The organism is Kangiella aquimarina DSM 16071 (assembly GCF_000374105.1).
Lineage (GTDB): Bacteria > Pseudomonadota > Gammaproteobacteria > Enterobacterales > Kangiellaceae > Kangiella > Kangiella aquimarina.
Window position 1 is genome coordinate 934,049 of sequence record NZ_KB893650.1, and the last position, 21,438, is coordinate 955,486.

General features: G+C 43.2%; 17 protein-coding genes and 1 pseudogene. 7 read left to right on the forward strand and 11 right to left on the reverse strand.

Features of this window, described 5'->3' with window-relative positions; translation table 11 throughout:
* Nucleotides 1-43: 43 nt before the first annotated feature.
* Entirely contained in the window at nucleotides 44-1,333 is a 1,290-nt protein-coding gene (locus B158_RS0104560) for a Glu/Leu/Phe/Val family dehydrogenase (protein ID WP_018624179.1), read from the reverse strand.
* Between the two features lie 173 nt (nucleotides 1,334-1,506).
* On the opposite strand from B158_RS0104560, the gene B158_RS0104565 reads away from it, so the two are divergent.
* Complete coding sequence (locus tag B158_RS0104565) at nucleotides 1,507-2,316, forward strand: SDR family oxidoreductase (RefSeq protein ID WP_018624180.1); 810 nt, start codon at nucleotides 1,507-1,509, stop codon at nucleotides 2,314-2,316.
* A 43-nt stretch (nucleotides 2,317-2,359) separates the two neighbouring features.
* On the opposite strand, the gene B158_RS0104570 is transcribed toward B158_RS0104565, so the two are convergent.
* Nucleotides 2,360-4,057: a GGDEF domain-containing protein gene (locus tag B158_RS0104570; protein WP_228127062.1), complete on the reverse strand. Its 1,698-nt coding sequence runs from the start codon at nucleotides 4,055-4,057 to the stop codon at nucleotides 2,360-2,362.
* A gap of 191 nt (nucleotides 4,058-4,248) precedes the next feature.
* Nucleotides 4,249-5,982: a M28 family metallopeptidase gene (locus B158_RS0104575; RefSeq protein WP_026309238.1), complete on the reverse strand. Its 1,734-nt coding sequence runs from the start codon at nucleotides 5,980-5,982 to the stop codon at nucleotides 4,249-4,251.
* A gap of 188 nt (nucleotides 5,983-6,170) precedes the next feature.
* Here B158_RS0104575 and B158_RS0104580 point away from each other — a divergent pair, with 188 nt between their 5' ends.
* Nucleotides 6,171-8,603 (forward strand): S9 family peptidase, encoded by a 2,433-nt coding sequence (locus B158_RS0104580; protein WP_018624183.1) that lies wholly within the window; start codon nucleotides 6,171-6,173, stop codon nucleotides 8,601-8,603.
* Nucleotides 8,604-8,656: 53 nt separating this feature from the next.
* Here the strand turns inward: B158_RS0104580 and B158_RS0104585 are convergent, their stop codons facing one another.
* Nucleotides 8,657-9,544, reverse strand: a complete 888-nt coding sequence (locus B158_RS0104585) for a BPSS1780 family membrane protein (protein ID WP_018624184.1) — start codon at nucleotides 9,542-9,544, stop codon at nucleotides 8,657-8,659.
* 28 nt (nucleotides 9,545-9,572) lie between these two features.
* Nucleotides 9,573-10,175: a malonic semialdehyde reductase gene (locus tag B158_RS0104590; protein WP_018624185.1), complete on the reverse strand. Its 603-nt coding sequence runs from the start codon at nucleotides 10,173-10,175 to the stop codon at nucleotides 9,573-9,575.
* A 161-nt stretch (nucleotides 10,176-10,336) separates the two neighbouring features.
* Between B158_RS0104590 and B158_RS0104595 the strand changes: the two genes are divergently transcribed.
* Nucleotides 10,337-11,158, forward strand: coding sequence for a tetratricopeptide repeat protein (locus B158_RS0104595; protein WP_018624186.1), 822 nt, complete (start codon nucleotides 10,337-10,339; stop codon nucleotides 11,156-11,158).
* Nucleotides 11,159-11,173: 15 nt separating this feature from the next.
* On the opposite strand, the gene B158_RS0104600 is transcribed toward B158_RS0104595, so the two are convergent.
* From B158_RS0104600 to B158_RS13300, 3 genes and pseudogenes are all read right to left on the reverse strand, one after another.
* Complete coding sequence (locus tag B158_RS0104600) at nucleotides 11,174-11,692, reverse strand: thioredoxin family protein (RefSeq protein ID WP_018624187.1); 519 nt, start codon at nucleotides 11,690-11,692, stop codon at nucleotides 11,174-11,176.
* Between the two features lie 26 nt (nucleotides 11,693-11,718).
* A complete protein-coding gene (msrB, locus tag B158_RS13670; RefSeq protein WP_407635758.1) occupies nucleotides 11,719-12,138 on the reverse strand; it encodes a peptide-methionine (R)-S-oxide reductase MsrB in 420 nt (139 codons plus the stop codon).
* Nucleotides 12,133-12,993 (reverse strand): annotated as a pseudogene (locus B158_RS13300) (ketopantoate reductase family protein); the annotation flags it as partial. The pseudogene B158_RS13300 and the gene msrB, both read right to left, overlap by 6 nt.
* Before the next feature lie 72 nt (nucleotides 12,994-13,065).
* Between B158_RS13300 and B158_RS12875 the strand changes: the two are divergent.
* On the forward strand, nucleotides 13,066-14,445 hold the full coding sequence (locus B158_RS12875; protein ID WP_407635759.1) for an AmpG family muropeptide MFS transporter: 1,380 nt from the start codon (nucleotides 13,066-13,068) through the stop codon (nucleotides 14,443-14,445).
* Between the two features lie 44 nt (nucleotides 14,446-14,489).
* On the opposite strand, the gene B158_RS0104615 is transcribed toward B158_RS12875, so the two are convergent.
* Nucleotides 14,490-15,248: a TIGR04219 family outer membrane beta-barrel protein gene (locus B158_RS0104615; protein ID WP_018624190.1), complete on the reverse strand. Its 759-nt coding sequence runs from the start codon at nucleotides 15,246-15,248 to the stop codon at nucleotides 14,490-14,492.
* Between the two features lie 82 nt (nucleotides 15,249-15,330).
* Here B158_RS0104615 and tcdA point away from each other — a divergent pair, with 82 nt between their 5' ends.
* The 3 genes from tcdA (at nucleotide 15,331) to B158_RS0104630 (ending at nucleotide 18,981) form a co-directional block, all read left to right on the forward strand.
* Nucleotides 15,331-16,167, forward strand: a complete 837-nt coding sequence (tcdA, locus tag B158_RS0104620) for a tRNA cyclic N6-threonylcarbamoyladenosine(37) synthase TcdA (RefSeq protein WP_018624191.1) — start codon at nucleotides 15,331-15,333, stop codon at nucleotides 16,165-16,167.
* A 175-nt stretch (nucleotides 16,168-16,342) separates the two neighbouring features.
* The gene (locus tag B158_RS0104625) at nucleotides 16,343-18,310 is read left to right on the forward strand and encodes an alpha/beta hydrolase family protein (protein ID WP_018624192.1); all 1,968 of its coding nucleotides are present in this window, start codon (nucleotides 16,343-16,345) and stop codon (nucleotides 18,308-18,310) included.
* A gap of 179 nt (nucleotides 18,311-18,489) precedes the next feature.
* A complete protein-coding gene (locus tag B158_RS0104630; protein WP_018624193.1) occupies nucleotides 18,490-18,981 on the forward strand; it encodes an Hsp20 family protein in 492 nt (163 codons plus the stop codon).
* Between the two features lie 101 nt (nucleotides 18,982-19,082).
* Here B158_RS0104630 and B158_RS0104635 read toward each other — a convergent pair whose 3' ends face one another.
* Together B158_RS0104635 and B158_RS0104640 are read right to left on the reverse strand one after the other, a co-directional pair.
* Nucleotides 19,083-20,294: a HupE/UreJ family protein gene (locus tag B158_RS0104635; protein WP_018624194.1), complete on the reverse strand. Its 1,212-nt coding sequence runs from the start codon at nucleotides 20,292-20,294 to the stop codon at nucleotides 19,083-19,085.
* Nucleotides 20,287-21,438, reverse strand: coding sequence for a tetratricopeptide repeat protein (locus B158_RS0104640; protein WP_018624195.1), 1,152 nt, complete (start codon nucleotides 21,436-21,438; stop codon nucleotides 20,287-20,289). The genes B158_RS0104635 and B158_RS0104640 overlap by 8 nt, the downstream gene beginning before the upstream one ends.

The following is a 21,438-nucleotide window of genomic DNA, read 5'->3' on the forward strand; positions in this document are numbered from 1 at the left end:
GCCCCAGTTCATACTGGGGCTTTTTTTTAGTATTGAAGGAGTATCAATCCCTCATTGAAAAGTAGTCCTGTGTACCATGAGCCTCAATCGCTTCACCGATTTTGCGCATGGCATGGGTATAGGCAGCATTTCTCATGCTACGGCCTTCTGAGTGAGCCAGATCCCAGATTCGGTTAAAGCTTTCGGACATGATTTTTTCAAGTCGCTCATGCACGGTAGCCAGATCCCAGGCGTATCCAGAGCGGTTCTGCACCCATTCAAAATAGGACACCGTAACACCGCCTGCGTTGGCCAGTACATCCGGAATGACATGAATGCCTTTGTTATGCAATGTATCGTCAACATCACTTAAAACAGGACCATTGGCAACTTCAACGATGTATTTGGCTTTAATGTCATCAACATTGTGCCCACCAATAACCCCATCCAGTGCTGCCGGTATAAGGATATCAACATCAAGCTCCAACAGCTCTTCATTGCTGATGGCTGTATGTTCAACCTGTTCACAGACAGAGTGTGTGCAGTAAACCGCTTTAACCTGCTTAGTAGCCTGTTTCTCTTTGTAGATGCTAGGCACATCAAAGCCATTACTGGAGAATATGCCGCCACGCGAATCACTGATCGCAACAATCTTATAACCGCGATCATGCAACAGACGAGCGGCATGGTATCCACCATTACCAAAACCTTGCACCGCTACAGTAATCTCTTCCGGCTTCCAATTATGTTTTTTCTCAAGCTCAAGAATACACAGGTAGGCACCGCGACCAGTAGCATCATCACGACCAACGCTTCCACCAAGGCTCAAAGGCTTACCAGTAATCACGCCAGGTGCTTTTTTACGGGTAATGTATTCGTACTCATCCATCATCCAGCCCATGATTCGCTCATTAGTGTAAACGTCTGGTGCTGGGATATCGCGGTCAGGACTGATCACATCGGCCATTTGACGAACGTAAGAGCGTGATAGACGCTCAAGCTCCATTCGGGAAAGCTTTTTCGGATCAACAGTAATTCCGCCTTTGCCGCCGCCATAAGGCAGGCCGACGACAGCGCACTTAATGGTCATCCATAAAGCCAATGCCTGAACTTCTTGTAGATTTACATCGGGATGGTAGCGAATGCCGCCCTTAGTCGGGCCTAGCGCATTGTTATAACGGCAACGGTAGGCAGTAAAGTATTGGGTTGAGCCATCATCCATGCGCACTGGGAGTGAGGCAACCATGGTGCGCATCGGGTGCATGAGTGCTTCGATAACTTCATTATTGACACCGGCGCTTTCGCCGATTCGACGGACACGGGTAATCGCATCCTGATAGACCTGATCAGACATTGAAAATCCTATATTGGTTAATTTCTTGCGTTGAATTCCGTAAGTCTGGAGGTTATAGCACGTCAGAAAAGTGATGTGAAATCAGCTGCCCAAAAATCAGGAGTGGTCGGAGCTATAAATATTCGTTATAAATAGCGTTATGATTCACGCTGATTAATACAATAGGCAGAGAAATGAGTGGTAGCGAACATGCAGCATTTCAGCACAAAACCGTCTGGGTGACGGGAGCATCTTCTGGAATTGGTGAAGGATTGGCTTATGCACTGGCAAAAAAAGGTGCTCGTCTGATTTTGTCAGCGCGTCGCATGGATGAGTTGGAACGGGTCAAGGCTAATTGTGAGCATTCTGATCGCCATCACTGCGTTGAACTGGATTTGGCGCACAGCGAGCAGTTTGATTCGTTAGTAGCTCAGGTAATTAATGAGTATGGCCCCATCGACATATTGATTAATAATGCTGGTCTAAGCCAACGTTCGAAAGTGTTAGAAACCGACCTTGATGTGCATCGTCGCCTTATGGAAATTAACTATTTTGGAACCGTGAAGCTTACTCAAAGTTTACTGCCTCATTTACTGGAGCGTAAGCAGGGTGGTGTGATCACCGTCAGTTCACTGGTTGGTAAATTTACAACGCCATTGCGCTCAGCTTATGCTGCTTCCAAGCACGCGATAACTGCCTACATGGACAGTTTGCGAGCCGAGTTGCATGGCCAGGGCCTACAGTTTACAACTATCTATCCGGGTTTCATTAAAACCAACCTGACATATAAGGCACTTTTAGCTGATGGCTCTGAGCAGAACAAAATGGATGATGCGCAGGAACATGGAATGAGCCCAGAAGTGTGCGCCGAGAAGATATTAAAAGCCTGGCGCAAAGGAAAAGCAGAAGCCTTCATTGGTGGGCGTGAAACCAATGCCGTTTATCTTAAACGGTTTTTTCCAAGGCTTTTTGCGCGAATTGTTCGCACCGCAAAAGTCACTTAGTCAGGTAAGACAGCTTTAGAAAAAATAACCAGAAAGGCCAAAGTTAGATGTGGATATGGCCTTTCTGTTTCACTTTTCCACTGACCAGAATATCATCTGCCTGCTCAATCATTTGCAGCGCAGTAACCAGATCAGAGGCTTCAGCAACTACAGCTCCAATCGTAATGCTGACATCAATCGCTTTATCATTTTTGTCGATCACTGCATGAGAGGTGATGTTCTTATGGATTCTCTTGAGTAGCTGTGTTGCATCTTTTTTGTCGGATACTTCAGCGGCAACAATAAATTCATCTCCGCCATAACGCCCCAGCAAATCAAAGTCACGTAATGAGGCACGCGTCCGATTCACCACAGCCTGCAACACCTGATCACCCACCAGATGATTATGCGCATCATTTATCTGCTTAAAGTTATCAATATCTATCAATGCCACAACGATTGACTGGCCTGTTCGATGAATACGATGAATTTCTTCAGCTAACCGTTGCTCAAATGAAGAGCGACGCAGGCAGTTAGTCAGATAATCATAAGTTGCATGTCGGTAATATAGCCAGTGCTTATGAATCAGAATAAAGGTGATGGCAATAAAAACGGTAATCAGGAATATTGGTGACAGCAGTCCTGCTATACCTGTTACAAAAAGTGGCAACCATTGCTGGTCAATGGCAAAGTCGATCAGAACCGTGAAAATATACAAAGCCAGAACTTTGGTCATCAAGCTTGCGTAGGGCAGCTCCTGACGCTTTGCTCGATAAAAAATATAAAAATAATAGGGCACCAGAATAAACACACTGATCAATTGAATGATGTGTAAAACGTAGTAAATCCAATCAATCGGCAGGATCGTTACGCTGACAGTTCCCAGTAATAGAATAATGGTAAGAATACCTTTAATGATCCAGGGAATCCCTTGCTTGAAGAAACTGGAGACAAACAAAAAGAAATTTACCGTGAGAATAGCAAACAGCATCATATTAATGCGGAAGATGCTGGTTAGGTTAATTCCTGAGTCCAGAGCAGCCTGCGAATAGGTCAACAGATAAATCGATTCAAACACACAAAGAATCGCGAACAAGAGATTTTCACGATGCTCGGGTTGAGCAAGATAATAAAATATTTGGACCGCAGAAATCAGCAGTATCATGCCGATAAATATCATCAGCATTGATTCTTGTGTCGCTGTTTGCTGATAGATGTTTTTGACGCTATCAATTACCGGTGCGCCCATAACCAGCCCTCCGGGACGGGCATGATTATACACCTTGATGATGAGCTCATTGTTCTGGTCAAACTTAAGGATGCTGGATGGGACTGGATAACGGCGTTGATAAAGCGTCGCCTTTTCAAAGTTAGGAGCAAATTGCCCAGTCTCACCAATAAGGTGGCCATTAATGTAGAGCTTATCCGCATCACGGATCTGTGGTATGTAAATTGCTAATGCCTGGTGCTCAAGCTGGCGTGAAATTGAAAACTGAGTTCGATAAAACACGAAACCATCAAGTCCGGGAAAAGCTGTTTCAATCGAATCTGGAACGGAGATAGTGCGACAATCGTAATGACTGGTTTTAGGAGGTGAGTAAAGACAGATCTGCCATTCACCCTTTAATACATAAGGAATCTGCTCGATATCAAATCGAGTATTAGAGGTGTCTTTGATCGAACTCGATTCTACAACAGTAACTGCCTGCGATTGCAGGGCACCGAATAGCAAGAGAAAAAATACAAACAATAAACGAATCAACAGCCCCTCCTTCATGAGCCACTAAGATCAAAAGACCTAATATTCCTTCAAGCTAAATTCAGTAAAGTTGTTTTATTTTATACTTATGTAGTCACTATACCAGTTTATTGGAGTAGTGCTAGCGGTATGTCGGAACTCAAAGAAAAAGCCCAGAGCATATCTGGGCTTAATGTTATTACAACGAAATAGTATTACTTTTGCATGCTTTGGTCACGAATGGCCTTAAACTCGGTACCTTCGTTCCAGTTCGGATAATCTCCGCTGTTGCTTAACAGGTAGCCAGCTTCAAAGAAAACTTTTACGTCATCTAATGCTGCTTCCCAAGCCCAGTCTTCCTGATATTCATCACAGGCCTGGTGGTAACATTCGCCACGCTTGGCGTTGTGCTTTTCGATCAGAGCCATGTCCTGGTCTTCACGATATTCAGTACCGCCACCGGCATAAATAGCAGGTACACCAAGCTTGGCCAGACTGAAGTGATCGGAACGGTAGTAACCACCACGCTCAGGACTAGCTTCAGGAACCAGCTCACGGCCTTGGCGCTGGGCTGCTTTTTCAACATAGTTTTCCATTTGTGATTTGCCGAAGCCAACAACGGTTAAATCTGTAACACGGCCACTGACGTTCATGCTGTCGATATTGAAAGCGCCAACAATCTTGTTCATGGGCACGGTTGGATTGGCAGCGTAGTATTTAGAACCAAGCAGGCCTTGCTCTTCGGCAGTGACCGCAATGAAAGTTACACTACGCTCAGGTTTCTCAGGCAGCGCCATGAAAGCTTGCGCAATGCTGATGATGCCAGCGGTGCCTGTTGCATTATCAATCGCACCATTGAACACCTGATCACCTTCAAGGTGCGGGTTCATACCCAGATGATCCCAGTGAGCCATGTAGACAACATGCTCATCCGGCTTAGTTTTCCCTGGAATGGTTGCAATCACGTTTGGTGATTCAGATTTAGAAATGCTATTGCGCACGGTAACAGATGCTGTGGCGTCAATAGGCATCGGTTTGAAATCCGGCTTTAAGGCAGCTTCCTGAAGCTCACTCAAATTTAAACCAGCCTGACTGAACAGGTTCTGTGCCTGGTCAAAGGTAATCCACATTTCAACATCAAGTTTTGGGTCATCCCCAGGTTCGGCTAGATGATATTGTGGGCCAGACCAGCTATTAGAAACTACGTTCCAGCCATAGGATGCAGGAGCAGTGTCATGGATAATAATGGCGCCAGCGGCTCCCTGACGGGCCGCTTCTTCGTATTTATAGGTCCAGCGGCCATAGTAAGTCATGGCTTTGCCTTCAAATACCGCTGGGTCCTGGGTGTGGAAACCTGGGTCATTAACTAGAATAACCGCTGTTTTGCCTTCCATATCAAGACCTTCGTAGTCATTCCAGTTATATTCCGGAGCTACGATACCAAAGCCCACGAATACCAGCTCAGACTTATCAAGAGTCACAGTGTCTTCAAGTTTGCTACTGTTAGCGACGAAATCTTCTGGAAATTTAAGAGTGTTATCGCCCAGTTGCAGTTCCATATTGGCATCGGCTTCGATACTGGTTAGCGGAACCTGTTGCAGGTAGCTGTCACCATTACCCGGCTCTAAACCCAGTTTCTTAAATTCACTGGCAAGAAACTCAACGGTTTTGCGGCCACCTTCTGTTGCAGGGCTGCGACCCTGAAAGTCATCGGTGGACATGAATTTGACGCGCGCTTTATATTGCTCAAGGTCAATATTGTCATAGGCAGTTAAAAAACTGTTCTGCGGTTTACCGCTGTTCTGTGACTGAGCAGGTGTGGTTTTGGTAGAAGCTGCCTGAACCTGTGCTTGTTCAGTACTCTCAGGCTGTGCATTGTCCTGTTGCTTGTCATCGCAAGCAGACAGAAAGAGCGCTGTTATCGAAAGTGCTAATAAGGATTGTTTCATTATCTGATCCTGTTTTCGAACTGTTATAGGTTTAAAAGTGCGTTTCATATTACCCATGCATGCTGATTAACTCAACTTGAAGTCACAAAACGGCTATGGATAACTTTCGGTTACATAGCAAAACTTGACTGGGGGCCTGTGCTGGGTAAGCTAGTTGCACTTGTTTTGTAGAGTAGAGAGTCCCATCCATGAAAAAACAGCTAATCCCTCAGAGACTTGTACAGTCGTTACTGGGTTGTGCACTACTGGTATCGACAACGGTATCAACAGCGGCATCGGCAGCCATACAGGCTCAGCCGTTAACCCTGAACAAAGTTATGTCAGATCCGGACTGGATAGGCAATGCGCCACAGAATGCATATTGGCACTCAGATGGTCAGAGCATTTACTACCAGCAGAAACTGGTCGGCAATAAAGAGAAAGCCTGGTATCAACTCGATCTGGCAAGTAAACAGGCCAAGAAATTGAGTGATAAGGAATTGCTTGAGCGAGATGGTAGCAATGGCGTTTTAAGTCAGAACAAGCTTCTAAAGGCCTACAATCTAAACGGCGATCTTTATGTGCGCTATCTTGAAACAGGAGAAGTTCGCCAGCTGACCAAGACACTTGAAAATGAAGGGACTCCAATTTTTATTGGAAATCAAAGTGTTGCATATCGTCAGGGGAACAGTTTCTACAGTATCAATCTCAATGATGGGCTGATCAGCCATTTGGTGGATGTTCGTCTGGAGGAAAATCCTGATAAGGAACAGGACAAGAGTTTCCTTGACCAGCAGCAAACGCGATATTTTGACTACATTCGTCAGAAGCAGGAACAACGTGAACATGATAAAAAGCGTAAACAGCAAATTGCTGAAAGCTCTGATCGTGATGCGCCACAACCCTGGTATTTGGGCAAAGATAAGGAAATTCGCACGCTGAGTTTGTCGCCTAATGGGCGTTATGTGGTTGTTGGTACTTATGACAAGTCCGATAAAAGCGGTAAGTCTGACAACATGCCGCGCTTTGTCACAGAAGATGGCTATGTTGAAAATCAAGAGGTGCGAGCGTTAGTAGGTACTTATGAACCTCGTCATGAGACCCTTCATTTGCTGGATCTGAAAAACCGCGAGCAATACGAGTTGAGTTACGAGGATCTACCTTACATTGAAGATGATCCACTAGCGGATATTAAGCGTGATACTGCGCGTAGGCAGGACAAGAAATATCAGGCTCATGAAGGTATCCGTAATGTTTCCATCTTTAACTGGGGTTCAGACCGTGGAGTTCAGTGGTCCCCAGACGGCAATAATGCCCTATTCATGCTCTTCTCAGCTGATAACAAGGACCGCTGGATTGCGACTATCGACTTTGATGATAAAGAGTTGGAAAACCAGCACCATATGCGTGATAAGGCCTGGATTAACGACTGGAACTTCAATGATTTTGGCTGGATTAACAACAAATCGATTTATTACACCTCAGAAGAATCTGGCTTTAGTCACCTTTACACTAAAACTTTAAATCGTAGTGCTGATGCTTTGACCAAAGGTCGTTATGTCGTTGACTCGGTCAATCTATCGCCAGATAACAAGTTCTTTTACTATCGAGCTAATAAAAAGCATCCGGGTATTTTTGAAGTCTATCGTGTAGCTGTGGGTGGTGGTGAGTCGCAGGCCGTGACCAATCTGGGCGGCTTGAATGACTATACGGTATCACCTGACGGCTCTCAGCTCATCATTGAGCACTCCGAAGCCACAAAGCCGAAAGACCTTTACCTGGTTTCCTCAAAAGGTGGGGATGCCACTCAGTTAACCGACACGGTTAGCGATGAGTTCAAGTCTGTCAACTGGACACAGCCAGAGTATGTAGAAATCCCTTCGCGTGATGTTGATATGCCAATTCATGCACGTTTGTATAAACCTGCTGATTTTGATGCAGAGAGAGCGGAGCAATATCCTGCCGTGATTTTCATTCATGGCGCTGGTTATTTGCAGAATGCACATCAGGGCTGGTCACTATATTTCCGTGAGTTTATGTTCCACAGCTTCCTGACTCAACAGGGTTATGTGGTGCTGGATATTGATTATCGCGGATCGGCCAATTATGGTCGAGACTGGCGTACCGCCATTTATCGCCGAATGGGTACTCCTGAAGTAGTGGATCTGCAGGATGGCGCTAACTGGATGGCCAGTAATGTAAACGTTGATCGCAGCAAAGTAGGGATTTATGGTGGTTCCTACGGTGGTTTCCTAACCTTTATGGGATTATTCACAGCTCCTGACGAGTTTGCAGCAGGCGCATCATTGCGTCCTGTAACTGACTGGGCTCATTATAACCATGGTTACACCTCTAATATTTTGAATACCCCAGAGGTTGATCCGGTTGCTTATGAACGCAGCTCACCAATTGAGTTTGCTGAAGGCCTGAATAAGCCGTTGTTGATTGCCCACGGCATGGTTGATGATAATGTATTCTTCAAAGACACCGTTCGTCTGGTTCAGCGTTTAATCGAGTTGGAAAAGACCGAATATTTTGAAACTGCAATTTATCCAATTGAACCGCATGGTTTTACTGAACCATCAAGCTGGCTGGATGAATACAAGCGTATTTACTATCTGTTTGAGCGTCATCTGAAATAGAGCGAGCATAAAAAAAGGCTTCCAAATGGAAGCCTTTTTTATAGCTGTATTTGCTACAGGGTATTTTGGGATTTCTTCACATCACCCAGGTAAATTTCCCGGTATGACATATACCCAACGCCGACCATGACAGGCATAAGTACAGCTGTTAGCAATGTACTTAATAACAAGTCTGCAGCAAGGGGAGGCAAAATTGCTGATACCAGAGCGCCAACAATCATGGATATCAGGCCAACTGCAATCCCCAGTCCAATCAATACTAGAACTAGTACTATCATTGGTAGGATATTCTTAATGCCGCCAATAAAGCTGTTCAAGAGTGCTGATAGAGGATTCTGTTCGGCGAAAAGAATCAGGTTCGGTGCAAACCAGTTAGCCAGTGAAACAGCGACAAAAGCGAGAAAGATCCAAAGCATATAGGGGCCAAATATATCAGCTACAGCTTTCAACTCGGCTTCTACTGCTATAGTGTCAGTGCCTGTCTGTAATATTGTCCAGTTAATCGACTGAAGAGTTTCGGTGCCAATGGAATTGACGAACAAATACACTATGACTGCACCGATAAAGGCAAACAGGCCACAGTAAATTAACAAAGCAAACTTACGGGTATGGCTAAAGCCCTCAAAGAATTGCTGTGGCGTTACGTCACCAGCTTTTTGCTGTACTTTGTTTGCGCCCAGATATCCACCAGCAAGAAACATCGGATTCAAAATCAAAATCAGCATGGCGATTGCTGCTCCCAACATAGGTAACACAGTGGTTACGATGCTGTAGATAAGCCCAGCTAGAAACCATTTACCAAAATGGGGCACAAAAATTTCCGAAAGTGAGCGCTCAACCCAATGATAGCCGCGACCAGGTGAAACCACCTGCGCCTGACCATTGTTCGGTTGTGGAGCCTGCTCCTCATCTACATGAATAAATTCGTCATTCTTATCCATTGGTATTCCTTGTTATTTAAGATGATCGTTATAGGATTTTATTGGCTTCATCAAAGTCCAGGCGTGGGCTGCGTGGGAAGAGGTTTTCTTCCGTTCCATAGCCTAAGTTGCACAGGAAGTTGGCTTTGATATTGGTACCTTCAAAGAAGGTTTCATTAACCATCTTCTGATTGAAGCCAGACATTGGACCGCAATCCAGACCGAGCGCACGCGCTGCCAGAATGAAGTACCCACCTTGCAGTGAGCTATTTCGAAACGCTGTAGACTCAATGAATTTCTCTTTGCCAACAAACCAGCTTTTGGCATCAGTGTGTGGGAACAGTTTTGGTAGCTTTTCGTAAAACTCCATGTCCATACCAATAATTGCGCAGACAGGCGCTGACATGGTTTTTTCCAGGTTACCTTCACTTAAGCAGGGTTTTAGCTTTTCTTTTGCTTCATCACTTTTCACAAATATAACGCGCATCGGGCAGCAGTTTGCGGATGTTGGACCCATCTTTACCAGATCGTGAAGTTTATGCAGAAGTTCATCGGAAACCTCTTTGTCCTGCCAAGCATTGTAGGTACGGGCTTCGAAAAACAATGTATCTAAAGCTTCCTGAGAAAGTGGTTCGGTAATATTTCGTGACATAAAATCCTCTTGTTTTACTGTGTTTAGGGTGCATTTTACGCATAGTTTAACGATAATACAGTCCCTATTGCTTTATAGGTGCTGTTTTAGCCCTTATTAGCGTTATGCGTTTTGTTAATACTGCTCCATTGAGCAACTGCTGTGCATTGTAAATAACCTTAATGAAAAAACTGTCAAACCCTTATCAACTTGGCTTACTTGGACTGTTCGCTTTATTGCTGGCAGCATGCGGCGCATCGCCTGAAGATGTGAAGCGCTGTGAGCAGCACTATCATGCGAAAAGTTACAAGATTGCTGAAAAATATTGCCAGAAAGGTGCCAAGTCTGGTGACGAATCGGCCCAGTATCATTACGCCATGATGCTGTATCGTGGACTCGGGGTTGAGGTTGATAGCCAGGAAGCCTCCAAATGGATGAAACGTTCGGCGCGTCAGGGATATCAAAAAGCAGAGTTTCATAATGCCATTTATTTTCTGACCACCAAGGATGACTCAGTTAGCCTCCAGCAAAAGCAGGATGCGCTTAAAACTATGCAAAACTTTGCTGAGCAAGGTGACAAAGTCGCTCAGTACTGGATGGGCAATACGTTTTATTTTGGCTATATTGAAGGCCGTAAAAGTTACAATGAGGCGGTTTACTGGTATCAGCTTGCGGTAGAGCAGGGCAGTTATCAGGCAATGAACAACCTGGCCTGGCTTAAGGTAGTCAGTCAGGGAACTGAGCTATTTGATCCAGAGCGTGGACTTGAGCTTTCATTGCAGGTTGTTGAGCAGTATCCAGAAAGTCATGGTTATCTCGATACGTTAGCTGCGGCCTATGCTGCAAATGGACAGTTTGATAAAGCTACTGCCACGCAGTTAAAGGTCATTGAATTGGCATCTCATGACGACTGTGAAAAATGCGACAAGCTGGTTGATTATTATCAGGGACGTTTGCAGTTGTATTTGAACAAGAAACCTGTCATCAAGTCATTAGAAAACTAAGCATCTAGTCGTCGACTAGATGCTTCCTAATCTACTTAGCTCTAATATCCTAACCAAATCAGTAGCTAAATCTTTCTCTGGTTTTTCAACGATTCGTCCCAGCTCTTTATCGTTCTGATAAACCACAATGGTTGGTGTGTAGAGAATATCATTCGCTTTCGCTCTGCCCTTAGGTTCCTGCTTTTTCATATCTAAAGAAATCAATTGATAACTGATATTGGGGTTATTGACCTCGTTCAATATTTGCATCAAATCAGGAATCTCTCGAATGCTGTCATGACACCAGACCCCAAAGTAAACCGTCAGGTGGGTCGGCTGAGTAATGGACTTCAATTGCTCAATAGCAGCAGGAGATGCTTGATTATTAGAATGAGCAGCCAGGAAGTAGGGGTAAGTTTTTACAACATCCGGATAGCTGATATCGCCCACCAGAATAGTTGGCTTTTGATTAGATTCAGAGGAGCTGGTCTGGCAACCGCTGATTACCATTAACGGTAAGACAGCCAAGATGGATAGTTGAATAATTCGTTTCATGTTTTTCTCTTCAATGAAGTCTATTATTATTTGGCAGGCTCAAAGTCCAGACTGACCGAGTTTACGCAATAGCGCTGACCGGTTTCAGTTGGCCCGTCTTCAAAAACATGACCAAGATGTGAGCCGCACTGCGCGCAGAGTATTTCAATTCGTTGCATATTATGGCTGTTATCCGCTCGATAGGCGATGGCTTTGTTATTCTGAGCTCGATCGAAACTTGGCCAACCACAGCCTGACTCAAACTTACCCTTATCATCAAAAAGCACAGAGCCACAGCAGACGCATTTATAGCTCCCTTGCTCATGGTGCATATTGTACTGGCCAGTATAGGGGCGCTCAGTGCCATGCTCCTGAGTGACGTGGTAGGTAAGCTGATCAAAGCTTTTAGAATTTTCCTCTGCCAGGCGCTTTAAGGGTGGATACTGAACATGAAACTGACTCCACAAAGCCCAGTGATGAGGAGCGTGGAATTGCTTGCTTTCCATTTGGTCCAGTAAATAACCGTTGATAGCATCAATTTCAGTGGTTCTTTCTGCTACCACATCCTGATACATCGAAGAGTAATTGTCTGCGGTCTGCTTTATGACATCGAGTATGATGGCTTTTAAATCTTCAGCAAAGCCAAACTTCATTTCCTTTGCAAAACGGCGGGTCTCATCAATGAGCGCCAGTAACTGAGACTGATATTGTTCTTTTATGAGTTCACCGTTCTTACAGCGGTGTATCGCCGTTAACGGATTGATCACCGCATTGATAAGCAGTTTACGCCACAGTATGGGCTGGATATCACTGGCCCACTCAATCGCAAGTCCGGTGTTGGCTTGTGCCAGCTGATTGAACCACTGAGGCGACGACTGTTGAGTTAAGGCTCCAACCGTAATCTGTCCTTTCCCTGCATAGACCAGGCTTTGGCTGGATTTTCGATAAGCGCCATGCGTATTGCTGGCAAAGAATATATTCTGATCAGCAACAAAATGCTTTGCGATGACTTCATGGCCCATGCCATTTTGGAACAAAACCAGTTGGCTATTGTCACCTAAACGATGACTGATGGAGTCGAGTGCAGATTGCAGTTGAGGTGCTTTGACACAGACAAAAACCAACTCTAATGGCGAAGTGTCAGAATAAACCGAGCTTTGAAGTTGATTTGAACTGATATTTTTGTCGAGATCGCAGAACTGCCAATCCTCTGAGGAGTATTTATCAGTATCGCTGACAATAAGCTGGCATTCGAACGAGGCATCAGTTAGTTTATGGGCTAGCAGCTGGCCTATAGCGCCGGCACCGAGAATTGAAATCATGCTTGAGTCGTGAATTAACTAAATTAAAACCATCTTATAGTGAAAAATAGCACAATAAAACTTCAATCTTATGTGAAAGGCTTCGTTTACTTCCATCCGGAAGTTATACGCATGTTACTGCTCGGTTTCTCGGCTGGATTACCTTTCTTATTGGTTATGGGAACCTTCTCATTACTTTTAAAAGATGCCGGTATCACGCGTAGTGATATTGGCTATGCATCATGGATTGGACTGGCGTATTCCATCAAAGTGCTATGGGCTCCATTAGTTGATAATTTAAAAATTCCCTTTTTGGATAAATTGTTTGGCAAACGACGTAGCTGGCTGTTTGTGGCACAGGTCGGTATTACAGTCTGCTTGTCGGCAATAGCGATAACTGATGCAGCAGTCAATACCGCCATGATTCTGTGTTTTGCCATTGTAACTGCATTTCTGTCAGCGACTCAGGATATCGTGATTGATGCGTTCCGGGTTGAGAGTGTGGATGATAAGAAGCAGGGTGCAGCGTCAGCGATGTATATTATGGGTTACCGTTTGGCCATGATAGCTGCCGGGGCTGGCGCATTGATTCTTGCTGACGCAGAAATTGGTGGCAACTGGGAAGTAAGCTATAAAATTATGGCGCTGTGCATGAGTGTGGGGCTAATTGGCTGGTTATTGTCGCCGGAACCACCACATGTCGAAAAGGCCGTCGGCCACTCAGAGCTCGACCATCGAGTAACCAATCGTTTGTTGAATGCCGTTCCCGCAACCAGTACACGATTGAAAGACTTTATTCAGAATAGCAGCGTTTCTCAGCATATCATCCGAGCCATTATTTCCCCTTTTGTCGATTTTATTATCCGTTTCAGATGGTGGGGATTAGTGATAATTGCATTTATTATGGCATTCCGAGTAAGCGACCTAGTCATGGGTGTTATGACTAACGTGTTCTATGACGATATGGGCTTTAGTAAAACTGAAATCGCTGAGATTTCGAAAGTTTATGGTTTAATTATGACCATTGTAGGAGCTTTTATTGGCGGGATCGCCGTTAATCGGGTCAGTATATTGAGGTGTCTTTACGCCGGCGCATTACTGGTCATGATGACAAACTTGCTGTTTGCCCACATGGCTACTCTGCCAAAAAGTAACGAGTTGCTGATTGCTGTAATCAGTGCCGACAACTTGGCCGGAGGGTTCGCCCAAGGTGTTCTGATGGCCTATTTTGCAACATTAGTGAATAAAGAGTTTACCGCTACTCAATATGCTCTTTATACGTCACTAATGACTTTAGTTGGTAAGATTCTTGGTGGATTTAGTGGCGCTGATATCGATCGCTGGGGTTATGAGCTTTTCTTTATTTACACTGCTTTCTTAGGGATTCCAGCTGTAATTTTGGTGATGGCGTTGATGTATCGAGAGAAGTTAATGCGGGGGACCGTAGATATAAAAAATAAGGGCGATTCATGAATCGCCCCTACTATCTCAATTGTTAATGTATGAGATGACTGATACTAGAAATGGAAATTCAAGCTGGCGTAATAACCATCGAAAGTGAAATCTGTAGATAATTCATCAAAGTCATCAAACTCAACGGTAAAGTTTCGGTAACCTACTTCAAAACCAAAGCCTGTTTCACCTTCATATCCAAAATACAAAGTATAGTCATTGATTTTGTCATCTGTAGTTTGACCAATGTTCATGGTGCTGCCTACATTAAAGCCAGTTAAAGGTAAGTCAAACTGTGCTTTACCGTAAAGCATTGGAACAGTGCCTTTGAAGTCAACTCTTGAAACTATTGGACCGCCAGTGGTCACTTCTACGCCAACATCTACAAAACCATCAAATTGCTTGCCAGTAATACCTAAATCAAGGTTTACCCAGTTATCAAGGATTTCGTAATAAAGTGTGTAGTCAGTGTTGCTGAAGTCATAGTTAGAAACAGTTGGTGTGCCAGCTAAAAATGGAACGGAACCAAAAGTATAATTCTGACTGGCAGTACCTCGACCTTGCCCTTCAAGATTAGTTTGCTGGATTTTGATATTTGGTAGAACTGGAATCGGATGCTCTAAAGCCACAAAGTAGCTATTGTCGTCACTATCGTCGTAACCTAAGTCATCGTTAAAGTCGATATTTTCAGAACCAGTTCTGACGTAACCGTCAATATCATAGTTCCACTTTTGTGCACCAGCATAAACGCCCACAACATCAGCAGAAGCTATGCCTGTGGTCGTTAAAAGTGCGGTTGCCATTAATATTTTATTTAATTTCATAGTTTACCCTCAAACCTATGGTTGTTAGTTGCGACTATTCTAAGCATTTTATTGCAGAAAGCCCACTGTTAAGGCTTTCAGTGTGTTAACTAATCGACGTAACACTTGCTATAATCGTGACATCTTTCTTAAAGCAAACCTTCTTGTGAATATTCGATTTGGCGGAATTGCCCGACTCTACGGGCAGAAAGCATTGGACAATTTTCAGAAATCTCATGTCTGTGTCATTGGCGTTGGTGGGGTCGGCTCCTGGATTGTTGAGTCATTAGTGCGTTCCGGGATTGGCAAAATCACCATGATTGATCCTGACGAAGTTAGCGAGTCCAACATAAACCGCCAGTTGGTTGCGCTGGAAAACACCATTGGTCAAGGTAAGGCGGAGGTATTAAAGGAGCGAATCCAGCAGATTAATCCGGATTGTCAGGTTACTATCATTGAAGACTTACTGAAGCCCGAAAATGTCAGAGACTATATTTCCACAGATCATGATTATGTAGTCGATGCCATTGATAGCGCACGTAGCAAGGCCGCGTTGATTCGATTCTGTAAACGTAACAAAATCCGTATCGTTTGTGTCGGCGGTGCTGGCGGACAAATTGACCCGACTCAGATTACCATCGCCGATTTGACCAGAACCCACAATGACCCTTTGCTGGCTAAAACACGCTCCATTTTGCGCTATGACTATGGCTTTTCCAGCAATCCGAAACGCAAATATCAAGTCCCCTGTGTTTACTCGACTGAACAGCTTTCTTATCCATTACCAGATGGTGGCATTACTCAAGCCAAACCTGACTCAGAAAGAGCTTTGAGAATGGCCTGTGATGTCGGGATGGGATCTGCTACTCACATCACAGCGACCTTCGGTAATTTTGCAGTAGGCTTGGTATTAAAAAAACTGGCAGAGAAGAAAGAATAAAATCACTCCCCAAGGAAATATCTCAGATTGCTAGTGCGTGTGGTTTTCCGACTGCTATTACAACAATAAACGATAAAACCTGCTTAATTTGATACAAAAGCAAGCTATACAAATACATTGATTCACTTTATTGTAGACAGGTTTTTATAATTCGAACAATGACTAGAGGAACGTCATGAAACAGCTTTTTAATCTATTAATTACTTTGGCTATAGCGCTTTTTGTAACAGGCGCTGCCCAGTCTAAAATTATTCCAATCGAAGATTTCGCTAAAAAATCTCAGTTCAAAAGTGCAAAAGTATCACCGGATGGTGAGCATATTGCCTTTACCTATGAAGATGGCTCAGAAGTAAAGTTAGCGGTTATGAATATCGCTGATAATAAAATACTATCGTCTTTTGATGTTGGTGATGAGAGAGCTGTTGAGTGGTTTTCTTGGGCTAACAATGAGCGCGTTGTAATGCTTGCAGCAAATATTACCGGTTGGTTGGATGGTGCTTCAAAGGAGCCGCTGCTACTTGCTGGAAATATAGACGGCACCAAACGAAATCAATTGTGGGATTTCCAACGTTCAAATATTCGATTTATTACAAGACTTAAAGGCGATGAACGGCATGTTTTAGTCGGTAAAAGTCACTGGTCGGATGAGGGTGGTGTGAAATTACATCGTATGAATATCTACACCGGTGAGTTATTTTATATCACTGACTCGCCAAAACCGGTGGGTGGACCAGACTCAAGAATCGTTTCTGTGGATGTTGATTTAAAAGAAGAACCGCGAGTAGCTGTCGAATATGACCCCGTAGATGTAAATAATATTTCAGATGACGTCACTACGCTACATGTCAAAGATCTGAAAGGTAATTGGACAACGCTTAACTTATCTGTAAAACATGATGGTATTCCTAGTGTTGGTGGAATTGGTTTTAATCTTACAAATGATAAATTTTATTTTATTTCCAATCATGATCTTGAACATGAAGGTGTTACAGGGCTGTTTGAACTGGATTTAAAGACTCGAAAAATTAAATTCCTGCACCGTCATTCTGATGTTGACATCAAGGGGGGATTATACGGAGCTCAAGGAGAGGTAATCGGAGTCACTTACGAGCCAGGCTACCCTGAGTATTATTATCTAAACGATGATTCTGTAGCGAAGGAAGTTGCTTTCCATAAGTCCTTAAGAGCGAGCTTTAAAGGGCAAGATATTATTATGACTGCATACAGTGATGATAATAAGTTAGCCATGGTTAGAACTTACAGTGATAAAAACCCTGGAGATTTTTTCCTATTTAATCGTGAAAACAATAAGGCTAAATATATTGCCAGCTCAATGCCGCACATTAAGCCCGAGCTAATGGCATCCGTTGAGCCATTTATAATGACTGCTCGAGATGGCCTGAAAATGTATGGTCAACTAACCATCCCAAATGGTGTCTCTCCAAAAAAATTACCTTTGGTAGTATTCCCTCATGGTGGTCCTTATGGAGCTACAGATCAATGGGGTTTTGATTGGAGAGCACAACTCTTAGCCAATCGCGGCTATCTGGTTTTGCAATTGAATTATCGTGGTTCAGGTGGATACGGTAAAGACTTTGAAGAGGCTGGCTCAGGTGAGTGGGGCGCAAAAATGCAGGACGATCTTACCGATGCCACTTTATGGGCGATAGAAAAAGGTCTGGCAGATAAGGACCGTGTATGTATTCATGGTATCAGTTATGGCGGCTATGCTTCTATGCAGGCTGTGGTTAAAGAGCCTGATTTGTATAAATGTTCAATTCCTGAGGCTGGCCCTTACGAGATTGATTTGCAGTGGGCAAAAGCTGATAGTTTTAGAAATAATAAAGAGGCAGGTGAGAACTACAAGCGTTACTCATTTGGTTCTGAACAAGGTGTAATAAAGGAACGTTCGCCCGTTTATCATGTGGATAAATTAAAGGCTGCTTTATTGATTGTTCATGGAGAGAAAGATGTTCGAGTTCCAATAGATAATGCTTACCTGCTTGAAGAGAAACTGAAAGAAGCTGGTAAAGAGTATGATACTTTCTATCGCGAAGACGGTCATGGTTTCCAGAAAGTTGAATACCGAATTGAATCTTTCGAGAAGATTTTAGATTTCCTGGAAGAGCATATTGGTGAGTAACTTTAACCATCAACAAATTGATAGCCACCTTAGGGTGGCTATTTTTTTGTCTAATATTTTTAGCTGGAATCTTGAAATCATAAAAAGCTATCCCCAAATAGGATCGTGAGCGCTAAGTCTCTGAGAGATTAGAGCTCATAAACATTAACAATATATTGCTTCTATTGGAGGATATGATTATGAATAGAATTGACTTAAGTCCATTGTACCGTAGTAGTGTTGGTTTCGATCGTTTGGCGTCTTTATTGGACAGCTCATTACGAGGCGAACAATCTTCTAACGGTTACCCACCCTATGATATTGAAGTTCTAGAAGAGAACAAATATGCCGTGACCATTGCAGTTGCTGGTTTCGGTCGTCATGAACTGGACATCCAGGTTGAGAAAGGTGTTCTAACGGTTCGTGGCCGTAAAGAGAAAACTGAAGAAGAACGCAAATTCTTGCATCAAGGTATCGCCTACCGTGCCTTTGAACGTAAATTTAACTTAGCTGATCATATTGAAGTCGTATCAGCTGATTTGAATAATGGCTTACTAACCATAAGCCTGAAACAGGAAATTCCTGAAGCCATGAAGCCTCGAACTATCGAGATTGGTACTTCGGAAGCAGGTTTAGACAAACAGTCAGACACTGTCCTTGAGCATAAGAAGGAATCTGAACAGGCAGCTTAACAAATAGGTTCTCTTGCTGTATTGGTAAGCAGCAAACAGAATCAATAAACCGTTAGTCATTTAAAAAGCAGTAGTCGTTGGCTACTGCTTTTTTATTGAATTTAGATACGTTCTATGACCCAGTAGCCACCCATTATTGCAATGAGAACTGCAAGAGTGGGAACCAGTCTATACTGCAAGGTTTGAGTTTTTCTCAGACGAGACAACATAGGGAAAAGTAAAAAGATAATTGCAATCTGACCAATCTCTACCCCAAGATTAAAAGCTAGAATGCTTGAGATTTTATAGGTCTGACTAAGCCCTAGCTCAGAGAGCGCACCCGCAAAACCCATTCCGTGAAGTAATCCAAATAGGAAAGTGATAACCCCCAATTTTTTAATCCACTGAGTAAGGATATTAATAGCAGTAAAAGCTACCGAGATTGCGATACCTATTTCAGCCCACTGTGAAGGAATGGAAAGTAGATTCAGCGCGGTAAGGGTGAGCGTTATTGAGTGAGCGAGCGTGAAGCTGGTAATTAGAATAATCAGATCTTTTAGCACTAAGCTCTGTGTCGATGAGAATCGACCGCGTCTGAATCGCAACCAGGCAAATGGTAGAATCAGTGCAAGCACAAACAATACGTGGTCAAGCCCCAACCAGATGTGGATAACACCCTGGTAAAGATAAAATGAAATCGTATCTAGTACGCTACTACTTACAAATTTTAAATCTACTTTTTGTTGATTACTATCAATAATGAAAAACCTTTCATTATCATTATAGAGCCAGGTCAGTAGTAATTTGTGATCGTTAAGACTGTCAAAAAATGCACCATACTTTAATGATAAATAGGAAATGGTTTCTGTAGTTGTGGGGCAGCTTATTAAAAAGGAAATTTGTAATAGGCGTTCGCCATACAGTTCAGATAGTTTCGGCGAGTTTGACCATTCAACAAGACAGGCTATTGCAGGAGATTTGTCTACTAAGGATATATTTTTTTCAGTAACTGTGTTTTCAGGTTGTTGCCAAAATGTAATATGATTGGTTAGATAAGTGTCAATAACTGGCATGCTATCAATAACTTCCTGCCACTTAAGTCTTCCATCATTATCAGGATCAATAGATAGCGCCTGCTGAAGATCTAGTAGGGATACTGCAATGTAGCCCTGATATTGATTATCACCATTGGGCTCAAGCTTTGCGTGAGCGGTGCTAAATTGATGAGCATGACCCGTTGTTGAATGAAAAAGGGCGATAGATGTCAGCACTAAAATTAGCAATAAAGACAAAGGCTCAAGAAAAAACCTTTTTTTTGTTTTAACTTTATTCATTAGCACCTCCTGCGACTTCTATAGACTGGGCCTTAATCAACAACTCTTTGTCGGATGGTTCTTTTACTTTTTTCCAGTTCTGCTCTGCCCAGTAAAGTGCTTGCTCAGAATCTGGTGAAACGTATAAATAATAATAAGCAATGTCAGCTGCATGAAGTTTATCGCTTCGTTTGATTCTTAGTTCGATCTTTTCTTTTGCTAATTCCTGATAATGAGTATCTTGTCCAATCAGTTGTTCTGCTCGGGCGAGACGAACAAACAAACCATCCTCCAGTTTGCTGTTACCGTAATCAAATTGCTTTAAGCGGTTATAGGCTTGATTGAAGTTGCCATTTATCATTGCCATATCAGCCCATTGATACCATTGACTGACCGGTGCGATATCTAATTTAAATGCAAAGTGCTGTTCGGCTTTTTCGGTATCTTTCAAGATTCTGGCAATGTTTCCCGCTACCTGGTGATACCAAATTAGAACGCCACCAGAACTACGTTCATACTGATTTCTAAAGTTGATTAATAACTGATAGGACTTTTCTGGCTGACCGGCTAAAGCTTCGGTTTCAATTAGGCATAGTTGAGCAAAGAGTGGCAATCCTTGTGATAATAACTCACTGCATGATTGGCGTGCTGGATCAATATTTCCTTGTATATGATGTATGCGTGATTCAATTAATATTGCTTGGGCATAAAGCTGACTGCTATCTGGAATGGCTTGTAATTCTTGCAATGCTTCTTTGAAGCGATGCTTTTTTTGTAGCAATAGAGCATTTATCAGTTTTAGTTCAGCTTGATCATTTTCAGAAAATTTCTGACCATTTAATTTGAACTGTTTATTCCAGCTATCTGCTAACAACTGAGCCTTTTGCTCAAGATGACTTTGACCGGGAAGACTTGATTGTGAAAGTAGTTTTCTTAGCTGGGGATATGCAATGTCCCAGGTTTGATTTACACGCTCATTTGTCTTGATTGTGTTTTTTGAATTAGTGGTAGATGCCGCTTCATATTCCAGAACCACTTCATCTTTATTAATGGGAACCCAGGTTTCGTTCTGTGCATAAACTGAGTTCGAAGTTAAAAGTACTGGCAGGGCATAACACCCTGACAGTACTATATTTCTAAACAATTTTAGAACAGTGTGGTTCAT